We start from the raw sequence: 14,778 nt of genomic DNA on the forward strand, positions 1-14,778 counted from the left end.
CTGGCCGCGAGGAGGCGTCTTGGTGATTGTCCTCATGCCGCGAGCTCAGCAGAGCTGAACGAATGTTGTGAACGCGTCTTTCGCCGGGTCATGGAAAACATACACCGCCGCCTCGTCATGAAAGTAGTCGGCCACAGGAAACTGCCCCAGGAAGACCAAAGGGCCAGCATCTCCGATGGGCCACGCTGGAGACTGCAACCAGCGCGGGGGCTGCTTGGCGTACTTAAACAGTTCCAAGATTCTCTGACGCAGCCATGCCTTTCTCTGTTTGGAAGGCAGGGGTGGCGCGGCATCGAGTAACGAGGCAAGGAACTTGACGTCCGCGTCGAGCCAGCGCGGCTGGGCATCGAGCAGCAGCGCATATTCCGCCGTTGCGGCCCCGGCCAGCGCCGTCTCCACTCCGTGCTTCTGGAGCAACGAGACCAGTACGTCCTGTGCGTTGAGCACGTGGCCCGGGTCGCTGAGGTCGAGCCCGATCAGGTAGTGGAACAGCGTCGTCCCCGTTTGGCAAAATCGAGGAGCGCTCTCTGCCGAGAGCAAGGTTTCAATGTCCGAATCGTTATAGAGCTGTTGCTCGAACTCGGACACCGGGGTTTTGCCAGAGGCGAAGTCGCTCAGTTGTTGCAGGACTTCAGTTGATGGAGGCATTCTCGAAGGCTTCTAGATTGGCATGCGCCGCGAACGACCGGTCTCGCGGGACTGGTGGCAATCGGCTGAATGACTGCATATGGCCGACTGAAGCACGTTACTGGAGAACGGCATCTTGCTTTTCCTCGACAGAGGCGGCCAGGGCCTCCTCGAGTATTTGGAACACGTCGCCTCCGGTGCTCGACACGAAGTAGTTGCCAAGGCTCGTGATTTGCGATGCGATGTTGTCGCCCCAGGGCGGTTTGGACTGGCGATTCTCGATGTCCCACACCACGCACGCGGGAGGCAATTTGCTCAGTGTCGCTTTTGCCTGTTGCAGTTCCGCGAGCGCGAGCAACGCATGCGCATGAGGCAAACGACCTTGGTAGAGCTCGTTCATCAGGTGGGGGAAGCAGCTGCCCCAGCCGGTAGGCTCGCAATGCGCGCTGATAGTTGAGAAGAACGAGTGCACGAACGACGGTGCACCAAGCTCGTCCGTGATTGAACCTACCGTTACTCCGACTGCCATCAGCACTCCTCGTGAACCGGCATCGCGTCTTGCGTCGCCTTCTATGACTGCTATCGGGTGCATTCTGCCTCGGAGCTGTACGGCCGGTTCTGGCCGGCGGCCGTCGGTCGCATTCTGCCGCGTCTCCGGCCCGCGCCGGTGGCCAGCCCAGCGCGCACGCGCAGCGGCTGGCGCCTCCATGCGGCGAGCAAGACACCCCAAGATGGTCCAGCGGCCGACCGAAGTGCACCGAGCCCTGCAGTCACCGGTTCGTGAAGACGCTCTTGCGGATCGAACCATGGATGCCCCAGTTGGCGTCCACCACCTGGGTCACGCCGAAGTCGGCCGCCACCGACAGCAACGCGATGGCCTCGTCCTCGCTGAGGCGGTGCACCGTCATCAGGAAGCGGCGCAGCTTGCGGAAGGCGTCGCGCATGGCCGGGTCGAGCGACGACTTGCCGGCGATCGCCGTCTGCGCCTCGGGCCCGAGCGCGGCCAGGTAGTTGGGGTAGGTGAAGCCGTAGACCGACCACAGTTCTTCGGTCTCCAGCAGCGGATGGTCCAGGCCCTCGAGCAGGGTGCCGCCCAGTTCGGACTGCTTGTGCAGGATGAACTCGAAGTCGCCCGTCAGTGAGGTCTCGATGGCCGTGCCGCCGAGCTCGCTGTCGCCCTGGGCGGCATGCGGGTCGCCCACCGAGAAGAAGGCGCCAGGCACGGCCACCGGGTAGTACATGCGTGCGCCCTTGCCGACGCGCCAGTCGTCGATGTTGCCGCCGGTGTAGCTCGGCGGAATGGAACTGACGAAGTCGGACTCCGACGGCGCAAGGCCCATGGTGCCGAAATGCAGGCGAGCCGGCACCTTGACGTTGCGCAGGATGTCTTCGCGCTTGCGCACCAGCGCGTGGTCGACGCGCACGCCGGGGTAGTCGATCATGGTGTGCACCACGCCGTCGGGGTCGGTCTGCGGCGTCCACACGTAGTTGTAGACGGCACGTGCGAAGGGCTCGCCCGAGGTGTCGAGTTCGAAGATCGTCACCACCTCGCGCGGCCTGGGCTCCTCGATCAGGTCGCGGAAATGGAAGCCCCAGGATGCGGCTGCGTTCGAGCCGAAGCAGCGGCCCGCATAGCAATGGTTGCAGCTGGGCCGGGGGCGCACGTCGAGGATGCGCACCTCCAGCACGTCGCCCGGCTCCGCGCCTTCGATGACGACGGGGCCGGTCAGCAGGTGCACGCCGACACCCTCACCCTCGCCGAGCTTGAAAGGCCCCTCCACGGGACCTGCGCCGCGGCGCGGCACGGCCTTGTGCTCGCGCGTCCACGCGAACACCGACTCGGCGCCGGGGTCACCGGCGACCATGCGCTCATAGTCGTCGTTGGCATGGTGGGTCAGGGTCTCGATCGTCACCCGGTCGCCAGAGTTCACGACGAGCGACGGCGCGACCGCCTTGCTGAAATAGCCCCAGTGGACGGTTTGGGGGGAGACAGGCAGGGTGTGATGTTTCATGGGGTCCTTCAGGGAGCGGGGCTCAGGCGGGCGTGGGCGTCGAAGCGGCCGGCAGCACGTCGGCCGACATCACGCGCAGGAAGCGGGCGGTCTCGCGGTGCCGGGGGTGCTGCAGCACCTCGAGCGCGGGCCCGCTCTCGACGATGCAGCCGCCGGAAAGAAACACCACGCGGTCGGCCACCTCGGCGGCAAAGCGCAGCTGGTGGGTGGAGATGACCATCGTCAATCCTTCCTCGACGGCAAGTCGGCGAATCACCTCCAGCACCTCGTTGACCAGTTCGGGATCGAGCGCCGACGTGGGCTCGTCCAGCAGCAGCACGCTGGGCCCCGGCGCCAGCGCGCGGGCGATGGCCACGCGCTGCTGCTGGCCGCCGGACAAGTGGCGCGGCAGCGCGTCGACGCGGTGAGCCAGGCCCACCCGCATCAGCAGTTCACGTGCGCGGCGGTCGGCTTCCGCGGCCGACCAGCCGTGCACCCAGCGCAGCGGGCCGGCCACGTTCTCGCGCGCCGTCAGATGGGCGAACAGGTTGAACTGCTGGAACAGCATGCCCACGCCCAGGCGAGCGCGCTCGCGGGCCAGGTCGCTCGGGGTCATGAGCTGGCCGTCGGGCCGGTAGCCCAGGCGCTGGCCGCCGACATGGACCTGCCCGGCATCCCAGCTCTCGAGGTGGTTGATGCAGCGCAGGAGCGTGCTCTTGCCCGAGCCGCTCGGGCCCAGCAGCGCGACCACTTCGCCGGCCTGCACCGTAAGGCTCAGATCCCTGAGCACGGCCTGCGGACCATAGGCCTTGGACACGCCGCTGATGCGCAAGGCCACCGGCGCATCGGCCAGCCGCGAAGCGCGCGCCGCGCGCTCGATGGCGGGCGCCGCGGGAACCGGCCGCGCGGGCGGTGCCGCGTCCTCGGGCTCGGGCACCGGCACCTCGGCCGCTGCTGCTGTTTCCCCCGAAGGCGAAGGGCCCGCGGCCGGCGCCGCGGCACGATGCCATGGCAGCCATCGCGCCAATCCTCGCAGCGCCTGCGGCCGGTCCAGGTCGAAGCGCGCTTCGAGTGCCAGCTGCACCAGGCTGATCGCGCCGGTCAGCACCAGGTAGATCAGGCCGGAGGCGAAGAAGACCGAGAAGAAATCGAAGGTCGACGAGGCCAGCTGCGAACTGCGCAGCGTGAGTTCCTGCACTGCGATCACCGACGCGAGCGATGAATTCTTGAGCGTGCTCACCGCCTCGTTGCCCATCGCGGGGATCATCGATCGCAGGGCTTGCGGCGCGACGATGCGGCGCATCAGCACCCGCGGTGTCATGCCCAGGGCCTGCCCGGCCACCACCTGGCCACGGTCGACACCGACCACGCCCGAGCGGAACATCTCGGCGATGAACGTGGCCTCGTTGAATGCCAGCGCCAGGCCGGCGGCCAGGAGCCCGGGCAGCACGATACCCACGTGGGGCAGCGCGTTGTAGAAGAAGATCATCTGCAGCGCCAGAGGCGTGCCGCGGAAGATCACCGCATAGCCGCGGGCGAATGCAGCCAGCGGCTTGAAGCGGCTGAGCTGCATGGCCGCAAGCACCAGCCCCATCACCACCCCGCCCGCCAACCCGATGCCGGTGGCTGCAAGCGTGAAGACGATGCCCTGGATCAGGTAGGGCATGGAGAGGTAATGGAGGAACAGGTTCATCTCACTTCGCCACGAGCAGGCGCGGTGCCTCGAGGTTCTCGACCGGCAGGCCGTTTTTCTTGAGCAGTTCGGTCTGGATGCCAGCCTTCTGGATCGCCACCAATGCGGCCATCACCGCGTCGCGGAAGTCCGCCTTGCCCTTGGGCACGGCGATGCCCACCGAGTACGGAAGCGTCACCGCGGCCGCCTTCTCCAGCTTGTCCGGATACGCCTTGACAGCACTGTCGACGGTGTTGACGTCGTTGATGTAGGTGTCGGCGCGGCCGGCGAGGATGGCCTGGATGCAGTTCTGGTTGTTGTCGTAGAGCTGGATCTCGGGCTCTGGCTTGCCCATGGCCTTGCACTGCGGCGCGAGCGCCTGGATCAGCGGCACCTCGACATAGCCGGTGTTCTCGGCCGCAGCCGTGCCGCACAGCGAGCTGTTGATGCCTGTGATCTTCTTCGGGTTGCCCTTGGCCACCAGGACGCCGTCGAACACCTTCGAGTAGGTGATGAAATCGGCCGCCTTGGCGCGCTCTTCGGTGGCGTAGATGTCGGAGATGACGATGTCGGCCTGGCCGGCCTGCAGCGTGGTCAGCAGCGCCGCAAAGGTCACGGGCTTGTAGGTGAGCTTGAAGCCCAGGCAGCCGCCGATGGTCTCGCCCAGATCGATGTCGAAGCCGATGTATTTGCTCGGATCCTTGGGGTCGATGGTTTCGTATCCCGGCGTGTGCGGGTTGATCGCGTTGACCAGGGTCTTGCCCTTGAATTGCGGGTATTTGGCTTGCAGCGCAGTGCACTCGGCCGGCGCCTTGGCGGCCTCGGCGCGGGCCGGTGCCGCGGTCAGCGCGAGGGCCGAGAGGCCGGTCGCCGCGACGGCCACGGCGCGCATGCCAGCCAGTGCGAAGGCGCGAAGCCGGACGCAGCGTCCGGCCGGGAGGGGAAGGTTTTGCATGGTCCGAGGCTCCTGTGGAGACGGTGCGAGCCGGCTGGCACCACGCCAGCCTGCTGCACCGCACCATGCAAGCGTAGGAGCCGGGCTGCCGCCGCACTTGTCCGTGGGCGCACGACTGCTTGTGCGGCCCCTCCCCCGCAGCTACCGGCGCATCACGCGAAGGGCAGCCGGGGCCTGTTGTTGGCGCAGGCGCTCAGCGCGGATGAGGAAACAGCCGCTCGATCGGGCAATGCGTCTTGATGAACGGCGACTTGATGACGATGTAGCTGAAGTACTTGGAGATGCCGATGTTGCGTTCGAGCAGTTCCTCGATCACTTCCTGGTAGTGGTTGACGCCGCGCGTCAGGAAGCGCAGCAGGTAGTCGTAGCCGCCGCTCACCAGGTGGCATTCGAGCACCTCGTCCACCTCGCGGATCGCGGCCTCGAAGCGCACGAAGTCCTCGCGGTGGTGGTCTTGCAGCGTGACCTCGGTGAACACGGTGAGGGTGTCGCCGAGCTTCTCGAGCCGCAGGTGCGCGCCGTAGCCGGCGATGTAGCCGGCCTGCTCCAGCCGCTTGACGCGGATCAGGCAGGGGCTGGGCGACAGGCCGACCGCATCCGCGAGGTCGACGTTGGTCATGCGCCCGTTCTGCTGCAGCTGGGCCAGGATGCGCAGGTCGAGTCGGTCGATCTTGAAAGCTTCAGACATGGCCATCCTGAAAAAACGAAAGAGGATCCGATTCTGCTTTGCCAGCGCGGTGCCGGGGTAGTGCTTTCCCGCTCAGGCCGCCAGCGCCGCGCGCACGTCGGCGGCGTCCAGCACCTCGTCGAGCGTTTTCTTCAGGCGCGCGAACATCTGGGCGAACTCGTCCTCGGTGAAGGTGAGCGCCGGCGCAAAGCCCAGGATGTGGTCGCCGAAGGAGCGGAACACCAGGCCGTTGCGGTAGCCCGCGGCAAAGATGCGGTCCGCGAGGCCGAGCGCCGGATCGAAGCCGCGCTTGCCTTGCTTGTCGCTCACCAGCTCCAGTGCACCGAGCAGGCCACGGTGGCGCGCATCGCCCACCAGTGGATGCGCGCGCAGCGCATCGAGCCCGGCCGCGAAGTGCGCTGCGCCGCGGTGCCCGTTGGCGAGCACGCCGCCCTCTTCGTACAGGCGCAGCACCTCGAGCGCGACCGCGGCACTCACCGGATGCGCCGAATAGGTCGCGCCATGGCCGACCGGCACACCCGCGGGCGTACCGTCGGCGATGCCAGCGTAGACCTTCTCCGACATCATGGTCGCGCCCATCGGCACGTAGCCCGAGGTCAGGCCCTTGGCCATGGTCATCAGGTCAGGCTCCACGCCTTCGGCCTCGCAGGCGAACATCGGGCCGGTGCGGCCGAAGCCGGTGATGACCTCGTCGACGACGAAGAGGATGTCGAGTTCGCGTGCGGCATCGCGCATGGCCTTGAGCCAGCCCTTGGGCGGCACGATGACGCCGCCCGAGCCCTGGATCGGCTCGCAGAAGAAGGCGGCCACGTTGTCCGCGCCGAGCTCGGCCACCTTGGCGCGCAGCGAGGCCACCGATGCGGCGATCAGGGCCTGCGGGTCGGCGCCGTCCGCATGGCGGTACGGGTTGGGCGACGGAATGTAGTGCTGCGTGGGCAGCGGCAGGTCGAAGCCACGATGGAAGGCGGGCAAGGCCGTGAGGCCCGCGCCGGTCGACGAGGAGCCGTGGTAGCCGCGCTCCAGTGCGATGAACTGCTTCTTCGACGGCTTGCCGATGGCGTTGTAGTACTGCACGATGAAGCGCACGGCGGCATCGACCGCCTCCGAGCCGCCGAGCGTGAGGTACACGCGCGTCAGCGATGCGGGCGTGATCTGCACCAGCTTTTCCGCGAGGCGGATGGCCGGCTCGCTGCTGAAGTGGAAGTAGCCGGTGGCGTACGGCAGGCGCCGCATCTGCTCGGCCGCGGCCTGCACCACGCTCTCCTGGCCGTAGCCCACGTTCACGCACCACAGGCCCGCGAAGGCATCGAGCAGTTCATGCCCGTTCGCGTCGGTCAGCCATGCGCCGCGGGCCGAGGCCAGCACGGTGGGGCCGCGCTGCTCGTGCGTGCGCCAGGGCGAGACGGGGTGGATGAGGTGGGCACGGTCGATGGCGTCGAGCGTGGCGTGGCGAGGCAATGCAGTGGGGTGTGTCATGGTGGGCGGAGGTCTGGCCTTTGGATGTCCAAAAGCTTAGGCCGCACGCCCCTCGGGCGGGTGCTGCATTGGGGGCCTCGCACAAAGCAGACTGCGGTTGTGCGAGTCGCTGCAGCAGATCCTGCCGTCGTGCACAGGTCATGGCTGCCTTCACCCCGGCCGCACTCGGCCGGTGGCGGCCACACCCAGCACCAGGCCCAACATGGCCATCAGCCCGAGTCCCAGCAATTGACCCGCAGGTTTCTCCGCGGACCTGGCCGACGGGCTGAAGCGCGGCTGGGCGGCGAAGTCGCGCAAGCCGAAGCGCACTTCGTTGAACAGGTAGGGGTAGTAGTAGGCCCGCAGTCGCGCGTGGAAATCCGCGATGCGGTCCTGATAGGCCAGCTGCGCCTGCAGGTCGGTGTCGGCCTGGCGATGCAGTGCGGCCTGCACGCCGACGCCCGGCAGCAGCCAGCCCAGGCGCGAGGTCCAGCGCTGGCGCGCGAGCAGGCCTTCGCGGTACGCCGCCACCTGCGGCGCCACGCTCTGGTCGCCGAGCTGCTGGAAGGCGTAGTACCACTTCCAGTGAAAGCCCGAGGGCAGCGGTGCCGTGTGCCGCCATTCGGGGTGCGTGCGGAAGAACTTCTCCATCGTGGCCTGCGGCGGCAGGTCCCAGGCAGCGTGCACGGCCTGCCGCTGCGCCAGCATCAGCTCCACGCCCTGGTGCACCGGCAGGGCGCGCGCAAGCGCCGCGTTGGCGATGGTGGGCAGGACGAGCGTCAGCACGGCCCAGCAGCCCATGAGGGCCGTGGCGTTGGCGGCGGAACTTCCGCCTCGTGTCGCAACGAGCAGCGCCAGGCCGCTCCAGAACGCGAGGTAGGCGGCCGTGACGCACAGGACGGTGGCCACGGCTGCCATCGCGGTCCCGCTGCCCAGCGCACCGGCCAGCGCCGGCAGCACCAGGCAACCGAAGACCAGCGCCATGCGCAGGCCCGCGCGGCGCAGCCACAGGCGCCGGCCGGCGCCGGGCATGGCCAGCAGCGTGCCCAGCCGGCCCGAACGGCGCTCGCTCGAGACGAGGTCGTGCAGCAGCGCGATCAGGAACAGCGGCGCCAGGTACACCAGCACGAAGGCGAAGTCGAAGCGCCCGGCCAGCGCCAGTTCGGGATTGAAGCTCTCGCCTTCGTGCAGCTGGGCCTGCAGCGCCAGTGCGCGCACGCGCAGCACGTAGGGCGCGGCATCGCGCAGTCCGAGCGCGAGGAACGCGGCCGGCGACGGCGCATCCCACGTGCCGTGGAAGGTGTAGTACGCGGCGGAGCCGGCGTCGCCGCCCTGCGCGTACTTGCGCGCCTGCGCGGCCAGGTCCTGCTGCTGCAACGCGGCCAGGCGCGCGATGGTCTGCTGCTGGCGGGCCACCTCGCGCATGCCCGAAAGCACGGCCAGGGCCGACAGCGCCAGCAGCAGCACCAGCGCGGCGACCGCCAGCCTCGATCGCACCAGCAGGCGCCATTCGTGGGCGAGCCAACTCATCGCGTGATCCTCCCCAAGCGGCGCGTGGCCAGTGCCAGGAGGCCTGCAAGGGCCGCCAGCCAGAGCAGCAGCACACCCGCGGCAGGCGCCGCGCGGCGCAGTGCCTCGGCGGGCGCCGCGGCCTCGTAGCGGAACTCGGCAACGCCATGCCAATGGTCATGGCCGATCCGGCTGTCGCGGCTGGAGCGGTCGCCGGCAAAGCTGAGCTTCTCGGCCTGCAGCCGGTTGAGTGCCTGCACCAGGCGGTAGCGGTGACGCTCGGCCTGCTCGACGAAGCGGCGGTAGTTCTGCAGATCGGTGCCCGCCGCGGCCATCGAGAGGCGGCGCAGCGCGATCACCGGGCTCAGCAGCGCGGCGCCATCGACGAGGCGCAGCTGTGCGGCCTGGCGCTCGAAGCCGGCGCCGGCGTAGCGCTCGAAGAGCGCGCTGGTGAGCCGCTCGCCTTCCATGCCCAGCAGCCCCTTGTAGTTGACGGGCAGGTCCTCCACGCGAGCGACGCCGTACTGCGCGAGCACCTTCTTCCTGAAGCCGGCGAAGTAGGGGTCGTCGGGGTCGTGGCTGTCACCCAGCGCGGCGAGGTCGTGCGCAACCGCGATGTCGGTCTCCAGGCGCGTGGGCAGCGCCAGCGCCGAGGCCGCGAGTTCAGGTGCCAGGCGCGGCACCAGCACGACGCCGATCGCCCAGATCGCGAGCAACGCCACGAGCGCGTCGCGCCCGCGCGCGAAGCATGCCGACACGCCGACGATGCCGACGGCCCAGATCAGCAGCCACAGGCCGTAGCCCGCCGCCAGCGCGGCGGCGAGGCTGGCAGGCGCCGGTGTCGTGGCGCCGATCCAGAAGAGCGCCAGCAGCGCCGGCAGCAACGCCGCCGCGGCCACGCCGCCCAGGGCCAGCACCTTGCCGGCCACGATCTGCCACGGCCGGACGCCCTGGGCGAGCAGCACGCGCAAGGTGCCCGATTCGCGTTCCCGCGCCAGCGCCGCATGGCCGACGAAGACGAGCAGCAATGGCGCCAGCACCTGCAGCACGAAGGCCGGCGTGAGCTGGCCGAAGCGCAGCAGCAGCGACGACTGCCGCACGTCGCCGAAATTGGCGCTGTTCTGCCGATGCCCCTCGAGGAAGAGCGTGTGGCCCGTGTAGGCGTCCACGCCCGAATCGAAGGCCGCCAGCGGGTTCAACGGCCGGAAAACGAAGTGCCCGTAGTGCACCATGCGGTGCGGGTGCCGGTCGGGCTGGGCCTCGAACTCGTGATCCACCTGCGCCTGGTGGCGCGAACGCTCGGCATCCGTCGTGCGGCGCTGCTCCCAGGCCGTGAAGGCTGCCACGGCCGTCAGCAGCAGCAGCAACGCCAGGCCCAGCACCGCGACGTGGTCGCGCCGCAGCAGGCGCCATTCCTCGCGCGCGATGCGCAGTGCGGCGCTCATCGCTGCGCCTCCTGGCCCGCGTAGCGCCGGTGCAGCGCGCGCACGTCGAAGCGCTCCGCGCCCGCGGCGGCGACTTCCTCGATCAGCCGCCCGGCTTCGATGAAGCCGATGCGATCGGCCACGTCGGCGGCGCCGAGCAGGTCGTGCGTCACCATGAGGACGGCCACGCCCTGCGCCCGCAGCAGCCCGAGGATGCGGCTGAACTCGGTGGTGGCCTGCGGGTCCAGGCCCGAGGTGGGTTCGTCGAGCAGCAGTGCCGGCACGCGGCGCGCCAGCGCCAGCGCGATCGACACCTTCTGGCGCATGCCCTTGGAAAACCCGGCGACGCGCCGCCCGTGCGCCGCGGCGTCCAGGCCGGCGGCCGACAGGGCCTCGTCGATGGCCTGTGCGCCGGCAGGCTGGCCCGCGAGGTGCAGCAGGTAGCCCACGTTCTCGCGCGCGCTCAGGTGCTCGTAGAGCGCCACGTTCTCCGGGATGTAGGCGAGCTGGCGCCGCGCGGCGGTCGGGTCGGCCACGGGATCGGCGCCGTTCACGCGCACGCGGCCGCTCGCGGGCCGCACGAAGCCCAGGAACAGGCTCAGCGTGGTGGTCTTGCCCGCGCCGTTGGCGCCCAGCAGCGCATAGATCTCACCGGCGCGGACCGTGAGGTCCAGCCCGTGCAGGATGGTGCGCGCGCCGTAGCCGGCAACGACGCCGTGGGCTTCGAGGGCGGGGTGGGATGCAGCCGCGGCATGCGGCGGCAATGGCAGGTCGGTCGGGGTCATGAGGGGCAGCCGCTCGCGTTCAGAACCTGGCCTGCAGGCCGACGGTGACGGTGCGCCCGCTGCCCGGCGTCACCCAAACGCGGCTGTAGGAGCTCGTGTAGTAAGTGGTGTCGAACAGGTTGTCGACGTCGAGCGTCAGGCGCAGCTGGGGGTTGATGCGCCAGTACGCGACCAGCTTGGCGGTGGTGTAGGCCGGCAGGTCGAACGCAGGCGTGCCGGCGTTGGCCTCGGCCTGCGTGCGGGCCTGGCCCAGGCGCTTGCCCATGTGCGTGATGCCGCCGCCGATGCCGTAGCGCTGGCCGTTGGCAAAGGCATCCTCGTAGACCGCGAGCACGCTGCCGTTGACCCTGGGCACGTTGAGCAGGCGCCCGCCGACCTCCAGGCTGTTGTCCTTCGCGATCTCCACGTCGTTGAGCACCAGGCTCGCGTTGACGCGCCAGTGCTTCGTGACCTGGCCCGCGAAGTCGAATTCGAGGCCGCGGCTGCGGATCTCGCCCGCGGAGACCGAGTAGCCGGTGTTCACCGGGTCGGCGGTCAGCACGTTGCGCTTGCGGATGTCGAACAGCGCGGCGGTGGCGCCGATGCGCTGGTCCGCGCTCTCCCACTTGGTGCCGAGCTCCAGCGCACGGCCGGTCTCCGGCGCGAAGCTGGCGGCCGCGAAGTCGGAGCCGACGTTGGGGCGGAATGAGCGGCCCGCGTTCGCGTAGAAGGTCCACTGCGGCGTCGGCAGCCAGCTCAGGCCGATGCGCGGCGAGGTCGCCGACGGATCCTGGTCGGCCGTGATGCCCGTGCGGCGGTTCAACAGCGACTGGCGGTAGGTGTCCACGCGAACACCGGCCACCAGCCGCCATTCGGGCGCGAGCCTGACGGCGTCCTGCACGTAGAACGCGGTGCCGCGCTGGCGCTCCAGCGTATCGATGTTCGCGAGCGGCGTGGGCCGGGGCTGGCCGTACAACGGGTTGTAGATGTTGATGGCATAGGGCCGCGCGGCCGTAGGGTTGGCCCGCAGCATCAGCGAATCCATCCTGAAGCGGAAGCTCTCCATGCCGAACAGCAGCTCGTGCTCGATGGCGCCCGTGCGGACCTTGCCCTGGAGTTCGGCCTGCACGGCGGTGTCGCTGGAGTCGAAGTCGCGGAAGCGCCGCTGGCGCGTCAGGTTGCCGTTGGCCTGCAGCGCAGCCGCCTCGGTGGCAAAGCCGTTGATCGAGGTCTCGCGGTAGGACAGGCCCACACGGCTGCGCCAGTTCGAATTCCATTCGTGCGAGAGGACGAACTGGTGGGTCTGGTTGTCGACGGTGACATCGCCATCGGCCGGCTCGCCGAGAAAGCGGCTGCGCGGAATCGCGCCCAGCCGGTTGTTCACCGCGACCACGCCGCGGTCCAGCGGCGTCCGGTGGCGCAGCACCTCGCCCGCGTACTCCAGCATCGTGTCGCGGCCCAGCTTCCAGGTGAAGGCCGGGGCGATCACCTCGCGCCTGGCGCTCACATGGTCGCGGAAGCTGTCGCGGTCTTCCACCGCGACGTTGAGCCGGTAGGCGAGGTTCTCGCCGAGGGGGCCGGTGCTGTCGAAAGCGCCGCGCTTCAGGCCGTGGCTGCCGGCGTACCCTTCGACCGAATGCGCAGCCTGCCAGAGCGGCCGCTTGGACACGATGTTGAGCGTGCCGCCGGGCTCGCTGCTGCCGTAGAGCGCGGCGGCCGTCCCCTTGAGGAACTCGATGCGCTCGACGCCCGCGAGGTCGCGCGGCGCGTTGAAGCCGCGGTTCGAGGAGAAGCCGTTCAGCAGCGTCGCCATGCCGGTGCTCTCGTTGCCCGGCAGGCCGCGGATGGCGATGTTGTCCCACAGGCCGCCGAAGTTGTTCTGGCGCGAGACCCCGCCGACATAGTCGAGCACGTCGTCGAGCTTGGTGGTGCCCAGGTCGTCGATGGCCTGGCGCGTGACGATGCGCACCGACTGCGGCAGCTCGCGCAGCGGCAGCTCGGTCTTGGCGCCCGCGGCTTCTTCCGAATGGTAGGCGCCCGACTCGGTGCGGCCGACCACTTCGACCGTGGACAACTGGGCGGCCTCGGGGCCGGCACCGGGAGACTGGGCGATGGCAGGGCCGGCGAACATCGCTGCGGCCGCAAGAGCCAGAGGAAGGGGCGCGCTGGCCCCCGGGCGTTGAATGGAAATCATGAGGAGACTCGGCAAGGCAAGAGGGAGGGCGCAGCGGCGGGCCCGGCAAGGGCCGGACACGCGGCACCCATGGCGCGTGGCTTCACGCCGGCGGCGAAGCTGCGGCGCGAGCGAAGTGGCCGCCGCGACGGCGGCCTTCAGGCCAGGAGTCGAGGTGGGTCGCGCGAGGCGAAAGGCCAATGCCCGGGGCTGGGAACGAAGGGCGGCAGTGCTTGCGGCCGTGGAAGACCGGCGTGCACTGGCAGCCCACGCGCGGCCGGTGGCGAGCTCAGCGCCGTGCCCAGGTGTGCGTAGGCCAGGCACCAGGCGCACGCGCCATCGACTTCCTGGCCATGCTCCGCCGCATCGGCATCGTCGTTCGCCTGCGGGACCTGCAGTGCCGCCACCGCGGCCTTTGCCTCCTGCAGATGCACGGCTTCGTGCACGGGCATGCCGATGACCGTGTTGAAGAACACGGCCAGCAGCAGGAGTCGGGTCAGTGCGCGGCGCAGGAACATGGCGGGTGGAGGGCCGGGATCATACCCTTGGGGCCGCGCCTCCCCGTCGCGGCAGAGCAGTTCAATAGCCTCTCGCGCGATCCACGAGCCCGGCCATCGGCTCGCCGGCCTCGAAGCGGCGCAGGTTGTCGAGCACGGCTTCGGCAGCGCTCAGCGGCTGCGTCATGCTCGCGATGTGCGGCGTGAGCTGGATGCGCGGATGGCGCCAGAAGGCGTGCGCGGGCGGCAGCGGCTCGGGGTCGGTCACGTCGAGCACCGCATCGCCGATGCGGCCGCTGGCGAGCGCGTCCAGCAAGTCGGCCTCGACCAGGTGCGGTCCGCGGCCCACATGCACCAGCCCGGCGCCCATGGGCAGCATCGAGAACAGCTTCGCATCGAGAAAGCCGCGCGTCGAATCGGTGAGCGGCAGCAGGCATACAAGGATGTCGGTGCGCGCAAGAAATGTGGGCAACTCATCGGCGCCCGCGTGGCATTGCACCCGCTCGACCTCATGCCGCGAGCGGCTCCAGCCCGCACAGTCGAAACCCAATGAGACCAGCTGCGCCAGCACGGCCTGGCCGAGCGAGCCCAATCCCAGAACACCCACGCGCCGCTCGCCGGCGGGCCGCACCGGCAGCGGCTGCCACCGGCCTTCCTGCTGCTGGCGGCGGTACTGCGGCATGTCGCGGTGCAGGCCGAGCACGGCGTGCGTCACATACTCGACCATGCCCTGCACGATGCCGGGCTCGACCATGCGCACCACCGGCAATGCAGACGGCAGCGCCGCGAAATCGAACTGGTCGACACCTGCGCCAGACGAAAAAAGCACCTGCAGATTCGGAAAGCGCTCGGCAAGATTCTCCGGCGGCACCCAGGCTGCGAGAAAGCGTACCTGCGCCGGATCGCCGACGTCGGGCCAGATGCGAAAGTCGATGTCGGGGCGGCGCTGCCCGAACACTTCGGCCCATTGGCGGCCGCGTACGGGGTCGGACTTGTAGAGGAAGGTGGTCTTCATGGTCAGGG

The 14,778-nt window shown here is 69.3% G+C and carries 13 protein-coding genes; all 13 read right to left on the reverse strand.

Translation table 11 applies throughout. The annotated features are described in order from the left end of the window. Positions 1–45 precede the first annotated feature (45 nt). Positions 46–648 carry a hypothetical protein gene (locus L1081_RS27210; protein WP_489417741.1) on the reverse strand — a complete coding sequence of 201 codons (603 nt, stop codon included), beginning with the start codon at positions 646–648 and terminating at the stop codon, positions 46–48. Positions 649–745: 97 nt separating this feature from the next. Beyond that, positions 746–1,435, reverse strand: a complete 690-nt coding sequence (locus L1081_RS27215; RefSeq protein WP_489417742.1) for an Imm70 family immunity protein — start codon at positions 1,433–1,435, stop codon at positions 746–748. Beyond that, entirely contained in the window at positions 1,398–2,639 is a 1,242-nt protein-coding gene (locus L1081_RS27220) for an acetamidase/formamidase family protein (RefSeq protein WP_489417743.1), read from the reverse strand. Before L1081_RS27220 ends, L1081_RS27215 begins: the two co-directional genes overlap by 38 nt. 22 nt (positions 2,640–2,661) lie before the next feature. Then, entirely contained in the window at positions 2,662–4,311 is a 1,650-nt protein-coding gene (locus L1081_RS27225; protein ID WP_489417744.1) for an ABC transporter permease subunit, read from the reverse strand. 1 nt (position 4,312) lies between these two features. Beyond that, entirely contained in the window at positions 4,313–5,182 is an 870-nt protein-coding gene (locus tag L1081_RS27230) for a transporter substrate-binding domain-containing protein (RefSeq protein WP_489417995.1), read from the reverse strand. Between the two features lie 256 nt (positions 5,183–5,438). Further along, positions 5,439–5,933, reverse strand: a complete 495-nt coding sequence (locus L1081_RS27235; RefSeq protein ID WP_015865681.1) for an Lrp/AsnC family transcriptional regulator — start codon at positions 5,931–5,933, stop codon at positions 5,439–5,441. 72 nt (positions 5,934–6,005) lie between these two features. Further along, a complete protein-coding gene (locus L1081_RS27240; protein ID WP_489417745.1) occupies positions 6,006–7,409 on the reverse strand; it encodes an aminotransferase class III-fold pyridoxal phosphate-dependent enzyme in 1,404 nt (467 codons plus the stop codon). A gap of 150 nt (positions 7,410–7,559) precedes the next feature. After that, positions 7,560–8,918: a DUF3526 domain-containing protein gene (locus L1081_RS27245; protein WP_489417746.1), complete on the reverse strand. Its 1,359-nt coding sequence runs from the start codon at positions 8,916–8,918 to the stop codon at positions 7,560–7,562. Next, positions 8,915–10,342, reverse strand: a complete 1,428-nt coding sequence (locus tag L1081_RS27250) for a DUF3526 domain-containing protein (RefSeq protein WP_489417747.1) — start codon at positions 10,340–10,342, stop codon at positions 8,915–8,917. Before L1081_RS27250 ends, L1081_RS27245 begins: the two co-directional genes overlap by 4 nt. Continuing rightward, complete coding sequence (locus L1081_RS27255; protein ID WP_489417748.1) at positions 10,339–11,106, reverse strand: ATP-binding cassette domain-containing protein; 768 nt, start codon at positions 11,104–11,106, stop codon at positions 10,339–10,341. The genes L1081_RS27250 and L1081_RS27255 overlap by 4 nt, the downstream gene beginning before the upstream one ends. A 19-nt stretch (positions 11,107–11,125) precedes the next feature. Beyond that, a complete protein-coding gene (locus tag L1081_RS27260; protein ID WP_489417749.1) occupies positions 11,126–13,216 on the reverse strand; it encodes a TonB-dependent siderophore receptor in 2,091 nt (696 codons plus the stop codon). 200 nt (positions 13,217–13,416) lie between these two features. After that, on the reverse strand, positions 13,417–13,776 hold the full coding sequence (locus L1081_RS27265) for a hypothetical protein (RefSeq protein ID WP_489417750.1): 360 nt from the start codon (positions 13,774–13,776) through the stop codon (positions 13,417–13,419). A 61-nt stretch (positions 13,777–13,837) separates the two neighbouring features. Next, positions 13,838–14,770, reverse strand: a complete 933-nt coding sequence (locus L1081_RS27270; protein WP_489417751.1) for an NAD(P)-dependent oxidoreductase — start codon at positions 14,768–14,770, stop codon at positions 13,838–13,840. Between the last annotated feature and the right edge of the window lie 8 nt (positions 14,771–14,778).

It is taken from the genome of Variovorax sp. MSC1_012, assembly GCF_023667525.1.
In the GTDB taxonomy this organism is placed as follows: domain Bacteria; phylum Pseudomonadota; class Gammaproteobacteria; order Burkholderiales; family Burkholderiaceae_C; genus Variovorax; species Variovorax beijingensis_B.

What these genes read in the sequence shown, in the direction of transcription:
- L1081_RS27210 (WP_489417741.1), bottom strand. Translation starts at nt 648, where the DNA reads ATGCCTCCATCAACTGAAGTCCTGCAACAACTGAGCGACTTCGCCTCT.
- L1081_RS27215 (WP_489417742.1), bottom strand. Translation starts at nt 1,435, where the DNA reads ATGGTTCGATCCGCAAGAGCGTCTTCACGAACCGGTGACTGCAGGGCT.
- L1081_RS27220 (WP_489417743.1), bottom strand. Translation starts at nt 2,639, where the DNA reads ATGAAACATCACACCCTGCCTGTCTCCCCCCAAACCGTCCACTGGGGC.
- L1081_RS27225 (WP_489417744.1), bottom strand. Translation starts at nt 4,311, where the DNA reads ATGAACCTGTTCCTCCATTACCTCTCCATGCCCTACCTGATCCAGGGC.
- L1081_RS27230 (WP_489417995.1), bottom strand. Translation starts at nt 5,182, where the DNA reads ATGCGCGCCGTGGCCGTCGCGGCGACCGGCCTCTCGGCCCTCGCGCTG.
- L1081_RS27235 (WP_015865681.1), bottom strand. Translation starts at nt 5,933, where the DNA reads ATGTCTGAAGCTTTCAAGATCGACCGACTCGACCTGCGCATCCTGGCC.
- L1081_RS27240 (WP_489417745.1), bottom strand. Translation starts at nt 7,409, where the DNA reads ATGACACACCCCACTGCATTGCCTCGCCACGCCACGCTCGACGCCATC.
- L1081_RS27245 (WP_489417746.1), bottom strand. Translation starts at nt 8,918, where the DNA reads ATGAGTTGGCTCGCCCACGAATGGCGCCTGCTGGTGCGATCGAGGCTG.
- L1081_RS27250 (WP_489417747.1), bottom strand. Translation starts at nt 10,342, where the DNA reads ATGAGCGCCGCACTGCGCATCGCGCGCGAGGAATGGCGCCTGCTGCGG.
- L1081_RS27255 (WP_489417748.1), bottom strand. Translation starts at nt 11,106, where the DNA reads ATGACCCCGACCGACCTGCCATTGCCGCCGCATGCCGCGGCTGCATCC.
- L1081_RS27260 (WP_489417749.1), bottom strand. Translation starts at nt 13,216, where the DNA reads ATGTTCGCCGGCCCTGCCATCGCCCAGTCTCCCGGTGCCGGCCCCGAG.
- L1081_RS27265 (WP_489417750.1), bottom strand. Translation starts at nt 13,776, where the DNA reads ATGTTCCTGCGCCGCGCACTGACCCGACTCCTGCTGCTGGCCGTGTTC.
- L1081_RS27270 (WP_489417751.1), bottom strand. Translation starts at nt 14,770, where the DNA reads ATGAAGACCACCTTCCTCTACAAGTCCGACCCCGTACGCGGCCGCCAA.